At 65.3% G+C, this 12,032-nt stretch carries 12 protein-coding genes; 5 read left to right on the plus strand and 7 right to left on the minus strand.

Annotation, left to right across the window (positions count from 1 at the left end):
- The first annotated feature begins 101 nt into the window (after positions 1-101).
- Positions 102-1,577: a CoA-acylating methylmalonate-semialdehyde dehydrogenase gene (locus tag RJT68_RS00630; protein WP_407038454.1), complete on the plus strand. Its 1,476-nt coding sequence runs from the start codon at positions 102-104 to the stop codon at positions 1,575-1,577.
- On the opposite strand, the gene RJT68_RS00635 is transcribed toward RJT68_RS00630, so the two are convergent.
- Positions 1,532-1,879, minus strand: coding sequence for a hypothetical protein (locus tag RJT68_RS00635; RefSeq protein ID WP_407038455.1), 348 nt, complete (start codon positions 1,877-1,879; stop codon positions 1,532-1,534). The two genes, RJT68_RS00630 and RJT68_RS00635, sit on opposite strands and share 46 nt — an antisense overlap.
- Before the next feature lie 882 nt (positions 1,880-2,761).
- Positions 2,762-3,151, minus strand: a complete 390-nt coding sequence (gene fer, locus RJT68_RS00640) for a ferredoxin Fer (protein ID WP_407038456.1) — start codon at positions 3,149-3,151, stop codon at positions 2,762-2,764.
- Between the two features lie 300 nt (positions 3,152-3,451).
- Between fer and RJT68_RS00645 the strand changes: the two genes are divergently transcribed.
- The gene (locus RJT68_RS00645; protein ID WP_407038457.1) at positions 3,452-4,627 is read left to right on the plus strand and encodes an inorganic phosphate transporter; all 1,176 of its coding nucleotides are present in this window, start codon (positions 3,452-3,454) and stop codon (positions 4,625-4,627) included.
- Between the two features lie 216 nt (positions 4,628-4,843).
- Complete coding sequence (locus RJT68_RS00650) at positions 4,844-5,215, plus strand: hypothetical protein (protein ID WP_407038458.1); 372 nt, start codon at positions 4,844-4,846, stop codon at positions 5,213-5,215.
- 134 nt (positions 5,216-5,349) lie between these two features.
- Here the strand turns inward: RJT68_RS00650 and RJT68_RS00655 are convergent, their stop codons facing one another.
- Positions 5,350-7,248 (minus strand): SLC13 family permease, encoded by a 1,899-nt coding sequence (locus RJT68_RS00655; RefSeq protein ID WP_407038459.1) that lies wholly within the window; start codon positions 7,246-7,248, stop codon positions 5,350-5,352.
- A gap of 255 nt (positions 7,249-7,503) precedes the next feature.
- On the opposite strand from RJT68_RS00655, the gene hisA reads away from it, so the two are divergent.
- Complete coding sequence (hisA, locus tag RJT68_RS00660; RefSeq protein WP_407038460.1) at positions 7,504-8,247, plus strand: 1-(5-phosphoribosyl)-5-[(5-phosphoribosylamino)methylideneamino]imidazole-4-carboxamide isomerase; 744 nt, start codon at positions 7,504-7,506, stop codon at positions 8,245-8,247.
- A 33-nt stretch (positions 8,248-8,280) separates the two neighbouring features.
- Here hisA and RJT68_RS00665 read toward each other — a convergent pair whose 3' ends face one another.
- The 4 genes from RJT68_RS00665 to RJT68_RS00680 form a co-directional block, all read right to left on the minus strand.
- Positions 8,281-8,688, minus strand: a complete 408-nt coding sequence (locus tag RJT68_RS00665; protein ID WP_407038461.1) for a PIN domain-containing protein — start codon at positions 8,686-8,688, stop codon at positions 8,281-8,283.
- Between the two features lie 6 nt (positions 8,689-8,694).
- Positions 8,695-8,931 (minus strand): antitoxin VapB family protein, encoded by a 237-nt coding sequence (locus RJT68_RS00670; protein WP_407038462.1) that lies wholly within the window; start codon positions 8,929-8,931, stop codon positions 8,695-8,697.
- Between the two features lie 216 nt (positions 8,932-9,147).
- The gene (locus RJT68_RS00675) at positions 9,148-10,665 is read right to left on the minus strand and encodes a TrkH family potassium uptake protein (RefSeq protein ID WP_407038463.1); all 1,518 of its coding nucleotides are present in this window, start codon (positions 10,663-10,665) and stop codon (positions 9,148-9,150) included.
- Positions 10,666-10,858: 193 nt separating this feature from the next.
- Positions 10,859-11,137, minus strand: a complete 279-nt coding sequence (locus RJT68_RS00680; protein ID WP_407038464.1) for a hypothetical protein — start codon at positions 11,135-11,137, stop codon at positions 10,859-10,861.
- Between the two features lie 291 nt (positions 11,138-11,428).
- Here RJT68_RS00680 and hisB point away from each other — a divergent pair, with 291 nt between their 5' ends.
- Entirely contained in the window at positions 11,429-12,016 is a 588-nt protein-coding gene (hisB, locus tag RJT68_RS00685) for an imidazoleglycerol-phosphate dehydratase HisB (RefSeq protein ID WP_407038465.1), read from the plus strand.
- Positions 12,017-12,032 lie beyond the last annotated feature (16 nt).

Genomic DNA, 12,032 nt, shown 5'->3' on the forward strand with positions numbered 1-12,032 from the left:
GCTACCTGAATACCTCAATCCATTCTATCCCTCGTTTTGTCTCTGACGTAGGAAAACGTTGGAAAGGCTTATTGGCCAAGAGACACAGTTTCATGTGTCCAATGGTACTCGACACCACCCCACCGTGGGACGACGTACAGAACTACATCAACGGCGGTTGGCGCGCACCGTCGGACGACGGAGAGGACGTCATCAACCCAGCGACCGGCGAGGCAATCTCATATGTCGGGTTCAGCAGTGAGGATGACGTCGATGCCGCCGTGCAGGCGGGGCAGGAAGCGTTCGAGGAGTGGAGCCAGCGCCCCGTCGAGGAACGCATCCAACCGCTGTTCGAACTCAAGCAGCTGCTGGAAGCCCACCAGGACGAACTCGCTGAGATCCTCGTCCAGGAGCACGGCAAGACGGTCGCGGAGGCGAAGGGCGAACTCCGCCGGGGCATCGAGAACGTTGAGGTGGCCTGCGGCATCCCCTCGATGATGCAGGCCGGCCACTTGCCCAACGCAGCGCCCGACATCGACGAGACCGCGGTCCGAAAGCCGCTGGGCGTGTTCACCGCGATCACCGCGTTCAACTTCCCGGCGATGATTCCGCTGTGGTTCCTGCCGTACGCAGTCGCAACCGGGAACGCCTTTATCCTGAAACCCAGCGAGCAGGATCCGGTCGTCGCCCAGCGCATGTTCGAACTGATCGACGAGGCCGGGTTCCCTGATGGCGTCGTCCAGTTGGTGAACGGTGGCGTCGATACCGTCAACTCCCTGCTCGATCACGACGGAATCGAGGGCGTCTCGTTCGTTGGCTCCACACCCGTCGCGCGAATTATCTATGAGCGCGCCGCGGCGAACGGAAAGCGCGTCCAGGCCCAGGGTGGCGCGAAGAACCACATCATCGTCACGGAGACGGCGAATCTCGAGTTCGCTGCACGGAAGACGATCTCCTCTGCCTGCGCCTGCGGTGGCGAGCGGTGTCTCGCGAACGACGTGGTGGTCGTTGAGGAGGGTGTCTATGAGGAGTTCGTCGACCTGCTTCTCGAGGAGGCCGAGGCTCAGACCATCGGCTATGGCCTCGACACGGACACCGACATTGGCGCACTCATCACGCCCGAACATGAGGCCCGGGTCCGTGACATGATCGCGACCGGGATCGACGAGGGCGCAGAACTGCTGCTTGACGGCCGGGACGTCGAAGTCGAGGGCTACGAGGACGGTAACTTCCTCGGCCCGACCGTGTTCGGCAACGTCGACCCTGAGATGACGATCGCCCGTGAGGAGATCTTCGGCCCTGTAATAGGGCTCCTGCCCGTCGGAGACGTCGACGAGGCGATCGATGTGCTCAACCGCAGCGACTTCGGTAACGCCGCCAGCCTCTTTACCAGCAGCGGCGCTGACGCTCGTAAGGTCCGCCACAACGCCGACGTCGGCAACCTTGGTGTCAACGCGGGCACCGCGGCGCCGATGGCCTTCTTCCACTTCGGCGGCTGGAAGGACTCGTTCTTTGGCGACCTGCATGCACAAGGCAAGGACATGATCTACTTCTATACCGACGAACAGGTATACATCGAGCGCTGGCCGGACGCCTGAATTCGGCTCACAGTCCTGGCTTCTGCTCCTCTGGCTTCGACTACCGACGACCGGCGAGTAGCTTGGGAGTGATAATTCGAAGCTAAGTGCGTGGGGGTATCCGTCCTTGTTGCAATGTATTCAGCTAGTGCCGCATCTTCGGGCGAATCAGCGTCGAACTCCTCTCGGTACGCTCGAATTGTCTGCTGTATCTCGACGACGTGCGTAGCCAAGGTAGCACGAACGCGCTCGAAGGGAGTCGTCTCCTCAACCCACTCGGCTTCCACCCGCTCGTTCACGTCTGCTGGCGCGTCGTCGGGCATCAGTTGAATAGAGGTGGGCCTTGTTTAGACGCCAAATTTCAGAGTTCACAGGGGTTCTAACGCGCTTCCGGTGCTTCTGATCGGGAACGTGTTGAGGTGATTCGCTCGACTCAAGTGTCCATTCAGCTACTGACGTCAATTTGTCCCCGATTTTAGCTCCTCTTCACCCTCATTTTTCGACCCTGCCAGAACGTCCATTCGGGATAGAAGCCCTCTACCGACCGTTTCAGAGCGTCTAAACAAGGCCTAGAGGTGAGAGAAATATATTCTCCCTTGGGCCACTTTTTTGAGCTACTGGCTCTGCGAATCTTGATACTGATCTTGGTCATGCAGTGAGTCTCATCTTTAAGTTCTTCTCTCTCATGACTGGAAATCGTATCGTTGGAAATCGTAATTTCTGAAATCGAAAATTCTATTCGGTCGAAGGTGCTACGGACTGTATGGAGCAATTTGTTGATCGAGATCTCGAACTCGATCAACTCACGGACTCGTAGCAGTCCGAAACGGCGGACTTCATCGTCATCGACCCACGACTGAAGTCGTGGGCTTCCGCCTCGAATACGTGTGAAAGGGACTCAGCCCCAGTACTTCACATACCAGTAACAGTTACTCAGTCTTAGTCTCGATGTGGATTGACCGCTTTCACTTCTTCTGGAGGGGGAGGCCAGCCAGCGCTCACTGCTTGCTGAAACGTATGAAAGTAATTGGACAAGAAGGGCAAATACGAGTGCTTTAGGGCGTTTTTCAGATTGTAATCTGACCGCAGTTTCGGCGGTTATCGTAGATCCTGGATAGAGGGCCTGTTCCCTCATATTTATACAAATTCCTCTAACGAGCTAAATAATTTAAAAAATTTGTTTAACGTACGTGCTACGCTGGTGGCTAGATGACGCGGTTCTGCAGGTAGTCGAGGTGCTTCGCGTTGTACACGATCTTGACCTCGTCGGTCTCCGCCGAGCCGATGCAGGTCAGTCGGACGTTCTTCTCCTCGACTTCCTCGTCGCTGAGGATCTGCTGCATGTCCATCTCGATCTCGCCCTCGAAGACGATGGCCGCGCAGTTCGCGCACGCGCCGGCGCGACAGGAGAACGGCCAGTCGTAGCCCTGGGCCTCGGCGGCCTCGAGGATGTACTCGCCCTCGGCGACGTCGAGCGTGCCGTAATCCTCCCCGTCGAGGCCGGCGTCGGCCGCCTTGTCGAAGAGGTCGTCGTCGTCCATGTCCCATCCCTGGTCGTCTAGCACTTCGTAGTTGAGGTATTCTACCGTGGGCATCACCCGTTGCTTCGAGACCCGTACTGGTATAGCTTGCTGTTCAGACCTAAATTGTCTTTCAATCAAGATCGAATAATTAGTATAGTATACACCCGTCATTCGTCGCATCTCGGGCGAAAATTCGCCCGTAAAACGGAAAAAATGGGATTTCGGTTCGAAACTCCGGGGCGTCCGCGCTGGGGCGTCGCGACCGCCGGCGCGGATCCGGGATCCGGTCCGAACCGACGCGGACCCGATCCACCGCGACGGGAGCCGATCCGTGTAGTATGACTTTTAGGCTACCGGTCCGATAGACTGACTGTGATAGAGACGCTGTTAGCCGTCGGAATCATCGTCGCCGTCTTCGTCGGCTACAACATCGGCGGAGCGACGACGGGGGTCTCGTTCGGTCCGGCCGTCGGCGCCCGCGTCCTCTCGAAGGCCGGCGCGGCGGTCCTGATGGCATTTTTCTTCTTCGTCGGCGGCTGGTTCATCGGCCCGGCCGTCGTCGACACCCTCGGGGAGGGACTCGTTCCCGGCGACGTTCTCACGCTCGAGACGGGAATCGTCGTCATGTTCTTCATCGGACTGGCGCTGTTCGCCGGGAACCTCTTCGGCGTCCCCGCCTCGACCTCGATGACCGCGGTCGGCTCGATCGCCGGACTGGGGATGGCCTCGGGAACGCTCGACTGGGCGACGATGGGCGAGATCGTCTCGTGGTGGATCGTCGCGCCGATCGTCGCCTTCTGGGTCAGCGGCGTCATCGGCCGGTACTTCTACCCGACGATCAACGAGTGGGTCGCCATCTCCCGGCGGGAGACCCACCTCTGGGAGGTCGACCGCTCCGGCGCCGTCCCGCGCGTACGCGCCGTCGAGGGCACCGACCGCCGGGAGGTCGTCGGATCGCTGATCGTCGTCGCCATCGGCTGTTACGTCGCCTTCAGCGGCGGCGCCTCGAACGTGGCAAACGCGATCGCCCCCCTCGTCGGCAGCGGCGCCCTCGAGATGGGTCCCGGCGTGATCGTCGCCTGCATCGCCGTCGCCGTCGGCGCGTTCACGATCGGCCGGCGGACGCTCGAGACGATGGGTAACGACATCACGAACCTGCCGCTGACCGCGGCGGTCGTCGTCATGACCGTCTCGGCGACGATCGTCACCGCCCTCTCGGCGATCGGCATTCCCGTCCAGCTGGTGGTCGTCGCGACGATGAGCATCATCGGCCTCGGCTGGGGCCGGGCGACGCGGACGACGACGGTTTCCGACGCCGTTCGCGGCAGGGAGGAGACGACCGTCTCCATCGGCGCGCTGACGGCCGAACACGAGGGCGAGCGCGCGCCCGCCATCGGCGAGGAGAGCGTCGAGGACATCCCGAAGGCGTCGGACTTGTTCGACCCGTCGACGACCGCCCGCGTCATCGTCATCCAGAACTTCGTCCCCGTCCTCGCGACGATCGGCGCCTTCCTCACGTTCCGGTTCGTGCCGATCTTCGGCATCTGACGTCTGGGTCACCCGCCAGTTCCCCGTACTCGCTCCAGCCTCCGACCCGCGGGAACCGCCGTCGATCACTCGACCGTGAGCGACGCGTCGGAGGGCGTCTCCGCCCGCCGAGGCGCTCCGTCGGCGTCCCGTCGGCCAAAACGTTTCAACGTCGGATGCCGTGGGTGGCGGTAGGATGATCTCGTGGCGGCGGTCCGGCGGGGGTGGCGATCGGCGATGGTGAATCCGGTTCGCGTCGACGCCATCGTCGACCTACTGTACGGAGCCCTGATCGCCCTCTCGGTCGTGTTGATCGTGACGCTCGACACCAACGTCGGGATCGCGTTCGGCGTCGGCGTCTTCGCCTCGTACCTCCTTCACGTCGTCTGGAAGATGGCCCGGTTCGACCCCGACTGGATGACCCGGGTCGTCCAGGAGTCGGTCGAAGAGACCGTCGACGAAACGGTCGGAGACCAACTCGAGGAGGTTCGGACGCGGGTGGAAACGGTCGACGAGCGGGTCAGCCGTCGCCCTCGCGAGGAGCAGGTCGAAGAGCTGATCGACGAGTCCGTCGACGGTGACTCGACGGGAAGCGCCGAAAACCGGTGACGTCGCGGGCTCCCCCTCGAGTACGATTCCCGGCGGGGTGGCGATCCGATGGCGCGGCGGATCGTCGCGTCGGCGTTCGGATGCGCCTCGAGCCTCGAGCGCGTCCGTCGAATACGCGCCCGAGTTCGAAGCGGTCAGATCCCCCAGAAGAGCTCGATCCCGCCGACCGTGACGACCGACAGCAGCACCTGCAGCGGCGCGCCGATCCGGAAGTAGTCCGAAAACCGGTAGCCGCCGGGTCCGTAGACGAAGAGGTTCGTCTGGTAGCCGACGGGCCCGAGGAACGCCGTGCTCGCGGCGAACGTCACCGCGAGGACGAACGCGAACGGATTCGCGCCGATTCCGGCCGCGGCAGCGGCGGCGACCGGCAACAGCAACACGACGCTCGCGTTGTTGCTGATCACCTCCGTGATCAGCCCGGTGATGATGTAAAACAGCCAGCAGACGACGATCGGCGGGAGCCCGCCCGCGCCCGAGACGACGAGCCGCGCCAGGTACGTCGCCGCGCCGGAGTTCTCGAGGGCGATCCCCAGCGGGATGACCCCCGCGAGCAGGAAGATGATGTCCCACTCGACGGCGTCGTACAGCTCGTTGGGCTCGAGGACGCCCGCGACGACCATCGCGACCACGCCCGCGAGCGCGGAGACGAGGATGGGATACAGCTCGAGGGTCGCGACCGCGACGACGCCGACCACGATGGCGATCGCGATCGGCGCCTTCTCCCGGCGATACTCCGGACGGGCCGGTTCGTGGGCCACGATCACGTCCTCGCCGCGGGCGAGTCGATCGAGCGTCGCCGGCGGCGCCTGGACGAGGAGCGTGTCGCCGACGGTCAGGCGTTTCCCGACGATCCGCCGGCCGACGAGTTCGCCGTGACTCCGCATCCCCAGGACGGCGGCCCCGTACTCCTCGCGGAACCGCTCGGGGTCGAGGCGGTCGCCGACGAGCCGCGAGTCGAGCGAGACGACCAGTTCGGTGATCGTCCGCTCGCCGCTTCCCGAACCCGGCTCGAGTTCCTCGTCGCCCGCGGGCCGGCCGACCAGTTCGACCCCCTCGGCGTCCTCGAGCGTCCGGATCGCCCGACGATCGGTCCGCACGACGAGCACGTCCCCCTCGCGCAGGGTCGTCCCCTGCCGGGGTGCGATCTCCCGGCTCCCCCCGCGGACGACCTGCACGACGTCGACCTCGGGGCCGAGTCGCGAGGTCACCTCGCCGACCGGTTCGCCGACGAACGGCGAGCCGGGGACGATCGCGACGTCCGCGACGTAGTCGCCGACGGCGTACTCCTCGAGGTAGTCCGCGCGCGGGGGCACCCGCTCGGGGAGGAGGTGGTGGCCGACGAAGACGAGGTAGAGACCGCCGGCGAGGGTGACCAGCACGCCCAGTTGCGTGAACTCGAACATCGAGAAGCGGTGGAGTTCGGGGTACCGGCCGGAGAGCCGTCCGGCCACGTCGCTCGCGAGGATGTTCGTCGAGGTGCCGATCAGCGTGAGCATCCCGCCGATCTGCGAGGCGTACGACAGCGGGATGAGCAGCTTCGACGGCGAGGTGTTCCCCCGATTGGCGACGTCCGTCACCACGGGAACCAGCAGCGCGACGACGGGCGTGTTGTTCAGAAAGCCCGACACCGGCGCCGTCGCCGCGACCGTGGCGAACACCTGCTTCCTGACGCTCGAGCCCGCGAACTCGGCCATCCGTCGGCCCACCTCCTGGAGGACCCCGGTTCGGCTGACCCCGCCGCTCAGGATGAGCATCGCGAGCACCGTGATCGTCGCCTCGTTGGCGAACCCCGAGATGCCGGTCGCGGGATCGACGCCGGTCCACGGCTCGAGCACCACCAGAACGACGATCAGCAGGATCGCGGTGACGTCGATCGGGAGCCGCTCGGTGAGAAAGAGCGTGATCGCGAGGCCGACGACGCCGAGGACGACGAGAACGTCGACCGTCGGTTCGGGCCCGGCGATCGGTTCCTGCGCTAGCGGGAGGCGGGCGAGGACGAACGCGGCGTCGGGGGCGATGCTCCGGACCGCCATGCGCTTCTGGACGAACCCTCCACGACGAGCCCCGTAACCGTTCTCTACGGGAGTCGAACGGTCACGCGACGATCGAGGTTCGTCGCGTCCTTCGAGCCTCCTGCGCGGACGACCCCGATCGGTTCTGACTTCCCAGCGCCGACCTCGTTCGCGTCTTCGACCTCGAGCGCCCACCTCGTTCGCACCGTCGACCTCGAGCGCCCACCTCGATCGCGAGTCGGTGGCTTTACGCGTCCGTCCAGCCTGCGTCCCGGCATGAGCGCCACGAGCGTATTTCCCGAGTTCGAGGTCGTCCCCGCCGTCGACGTCCAGGACGGCGAGGTCGTCCAGCTCGTCCAGGGCGAACGCGGCACCGAGAAACGCTACGGCGAGCCCGTCGAGGCGGCCGAGCGGTGGATCGACGCCGGCGCGCGCTCGCTCCACCTCGTCGATCTCGACGGCGCGTTCGAGGGCGAGCGGCGCAACGCCGAGGCGATCGACGCCGTCGTCGACGCCGTTTCCGTTCCGACGCAACTTGGCGGCGGCATCCGGACCGCCGACGACGCGATCGACCTCCTCGAACGGGGCGTCGACCGCGTCATCCTCGGGACGGCGGCGGTCGAGACCCCCGAGATCGTGGGCGAGATCAGCGAGGAGCATCCCGAGAGCGTCGTCGTGAGCCTCGACGCGAAGGAGGGCGAGGTGGTCGTCGAGGGCTGGACCGAAGGCGCGGGCGTCTCGCCCGCCGAGGCCGCCGAGCGCTACGAGGACCTCGGCGCCGCCGCCATCCTCTTCACGAACGTCGACGTCGAGGGCCGACTCGAGGGCGTCGACCCCGATCCCGTCCGCGACCTCGTCGAGGCGACCTCGATCCCGATCGTCGCCAGCGGAGGGGTGGCTACGCTCGATGACGTCCGGACGCTCGAGGAGGCGGGCGCTGCGGCGGTGGTCGTCGGCAGCGCGCTGTACGAGGGGAACTTCACGCTCGAGGAGGCGCAGGCGGCGGTCGGCAACGACTGATCTCGCCGTCCGGCTCCGCTCGAGCGAGATCCGTTATCGATCGGTCGCGTACGGTCGAACGTCGAGCCCCTCGATTCGGGCGTAGTGGTCGTCTCTCGTGACGAGCGTCCCCGTCACCGATCGAGCGATTCCCGCGACTAACACGTCGAACTGCGGAATTCGGTCGCCGCGATCCAGCAACTCGGCGTCGATGAACGCCGCGTCACGAATCGCGTCGACCGTCAGCGGTAGCGGTTCCGCCCACTCGAGGGCGCCCAACAGTTCGTCGACCGTCGGTCCGTACTCGGTGCGCGCTTCGTGACGCGCGAGTTCGTAGAGGACGGGCGTCGGTGCACCGAGCGAATCGTTTCGGTGTTCCTCGATGAACGAGACGGCGTCCCTGTGATACTCGCGCGATCCCGCCAGGTAGTCGATGAAGCAATCGGAATCGAGAACGTACATCCTCGGTCACGCCTCGTCCGTTTCGAACAGCCGCCGCCGACGCGCTTCGAACCCCCGTTCGAATTCGTCGCGGAATTCGCGCCGATCGTACTCGGCGAATTCGTCGAACGCGCCGGCGGACTCGAGGGGATCCCCGCGGTCGGTGAGCCGCAACACGGTGTCGCTGAAGCTCTCCCCGTCCCGCTTGCGTCGCTTGAGCCGCTCGTACGCCTCGTCGCTGAGGCTGATCGTCGTCGTCCCCATGCATGTACGTATGCATGCATGAAACATCAATCGTTCGGTCGTTCGAGGAGGCGCGGGCGGCGGTCGGCGGCGAGTGACGGACGCGATCTCGGCCGATCGACGGTCGATTATCTCACCCGATTTAAAGCGGACACATGTTCACTGGAACTCGTTAACGCTGCTCGTCCCTTGAGCGCGCTTCGGCCGTCCATTCGCGGTTCTCCGATCGGAACCCGCTCACGACTTCCAGTACGCCGGCGTCAGCAACACCAGCACGGGGACGATCTCGATCCGACCGATCCACATCATGATCACCATCACGGCTCGAGTCGTGACCGGGAACGCGGCGTAGTTGTCGAACGGGCCGGCGACGCCGAACGCCGGGCCGATGTTCAGGAAGATCGAGGCTGCGGCACCGAGTGCTTCGAATTCGGTGATGCCGGCGTCTGCCCTGGCGGAGTCGACGACGACGAACACCGTCAGCAGGAAGAAGATGACGATGGCGAGCAGCACGTAGGCGAAGATGTCGTTGATCGCGTCCTCGTCGACCACGTCGTCGCCGAGCCGCAGCGGCCGGATCGCGTCGGGGTGGACCGCGACGAAGAGGCTGCGCTGGAAGCCCTTGAGGACCACCAGCCAGCGCAGGGTCTTGATCGAGCAGGTGGTCGACCCCGCCATTCCGCCGACGAACATCCCCAGGAAGAGCATGTGCTTCGCGCCGGCCGACCACGCGTTGTAATCCATCGACGCGTAGCCCGTCGTGGTCACGATCGAGACCACGTTGAACAGCGCGTGGCGGATCGTCGGCTCGATCCCCAACGCGAGGTCCGAATCGAGGGCGATCATCGCGGTGACGACGGCGGCGAAAAATCCGAGGACGCCCACGTAGAAGCGGAACTCCTCGGACTCGAGCGGGGCCCGGAGGTCCCCCAGCGTGAGGTAGTAGATGAGGACGAAGTTCGTCGCCCCGACGGCCATGATCGGGATCAGCGTCCACTGGACGATCGGGGTGAACGCGCCGACGCTCTCGGCCTCGGGCGAGAATCCTGCGGTGGAGACGCTCGTGAGGGCGTGGGAGACGGCGTCGTAGAGGCCCATGTTCGGCGCCAGCCCGACGAGGTGGAGGCCGTAGAGGGCGGCGACGGCGATCGCGGTGAGGCCGACGTACAGCCACCAGATGAGCCGAGCGGTCTCGTCCATGTGCGGGCGGAGCTTGTGGACGTTCCGCGTCTGGGTTTCGGTCTCCATCAGCTGAGCGCCGCCGACCATCAGCTGAGAGAGCAACCCGATGGCGATGACCAGGATTCCGAGGCCGCCGAGCCACTGGAGGAGCTGCCGCCAGAGCAGGATTCCCCGCGACTGGTTCTCGAAGTCCCACGCGGTCATGACGGTCGCCCCCGTGGTCGTCACCCCGCTCATGCTCTCGAAGAGGGCATCGACCGGGTTGTAGAACGCCGAGACCGGCCCCGCCTCGAGGCCGGCGAGGAAAAAGGGGATCGCGCCCACGGCCGCGACGCCGAACCACGTCAGCGCGACCATCAGGAACGCGCCCCGCTGTCCGATGTCTCGATCGTCGCTCAACAGCTCGAGGGCGCCACCCAGGACGACCGTCGCCACGATGGCGACGGCGAACGGGATCGGATCGGCACCGTCGAGCACGTCGAGGGCGAGCGGCGCCGAAAGCGGCACCGAGAGCCACTTGATCACGGTCCCCGTGAGGCTACAACTCGAGCGCCAGTCGACGCGAATCGCCATTACGTTGGTCCCACTCCGACGGGACGGGACAAAACCCGTTCGGAAACGTGATCGTCGGTTCGTCGAGCGGGCGGCGGCGCTCGCTGCACGAAGCGACGTTGCGATCGGGGGCGCGAACGGAGCCACCCGGGGACCCGGAAAGCCGGGGTCGGGGAACGGTCGGTGGGCGGGGAGAGAACGGCCGGGCGACGACTCAGGACTGCTTGTAGCCGTGGCCGAGGTAGAGGGCCGCGACGTTGATCGCGAGGAGGGCGAAGAACGGGAGCGCGACGCCCGGTTCGCCGAGTCCCTGCGCGAGCAGCGGGACGTGGACGAACGGGAGCGCGACCGCGACCCAGAACGAGAGGAACTGGGCGGTGGGTTTCAGCGTGCGGAGCGCGCGGTGGAACCGCGCCTGGCTCTCGTGGCGTTGCTCCGCCTCGGAGGCCGACGGGGCGATCGATTCGTTCGGAAGCGGGGAGTGGCGAGACATGTGGACCGGGGCACCTCGGGCTGTTCCTGACATTCACCTCCCGTATCATATAATGGCCCGAATATTGGCGTCGTTTCGATCCGTTTCACCCGACTCTGGGTGCGATCTCGACGTTTTACGAGGTCCTCAGATCGTATTAGACGTTTCAAAACCGGATCTGGAGCGGTATCGTTGATTTCGGCCCCGCCCGTCGATCACCCCCGTCCGTCGCCCCCGTCCGCATCCGAACCGTCGGTTCCACTCGAGGAGGCGAGCGCAACCGCCTTGTACCGGCGGCGACATCTCCCGGCCATGAGCGAGCGAACGGCGACCGTGACGCGCGAGACGGCCGAGACGTCGATCGACCTGACGCTCTCGATCGACGGGGCCGGGACCGCCGAGGTCGACACCGGAATCGGCTTCTTCGACCACATGCTGACGTCGTTCGCGCGACACGGACTCTTCGACCTCGAGGTCGACTGCGACGGCGACCTCGAGGTCGACGACCACCACGCGGTCGAGGACGTCGGCATCGTCCTCGGCGAGGCGTTCGACGAGGCGCTGGGCGACCGGGCGGGCATCGTTCGGTACGCCGACCGGCGGGTCCCCCTCGACGAGGCCGTCGCCGGCACGGTCGTCGACGTTAGCGGTCGACCGCGCTTTTACTTCGACGGGACGTTCTCCCAGGATCGAATCGGCGGATTCACCAGCGACATGGCCAGGCACTTCGCCGAGTCGCTGGCGATGAACGCCGGCCTCACCCTCCACCTCGAGGTCGAGGGGACGAACGCCCACCACGAGGTCGAGGCGCTGTTCAAGGCGCTGGCCCGGTCGCTCGACGACGCGACGCGGATCGACGACCGACGCGAGGGGACGCCGAGCACGAAGGGGACGCTGTAGAACGGGACCGATCGCG

It is taken from the genome of Halovalidus salilacus (assembly GCF_031852275.1).
GTDB classification, from domain to species: domain Archaea; phylum Halobacteriota; class Halobacteria; order Halobacteriales; family Natrialbaceae; genus Halovalidus; species Halovalidus salilacus.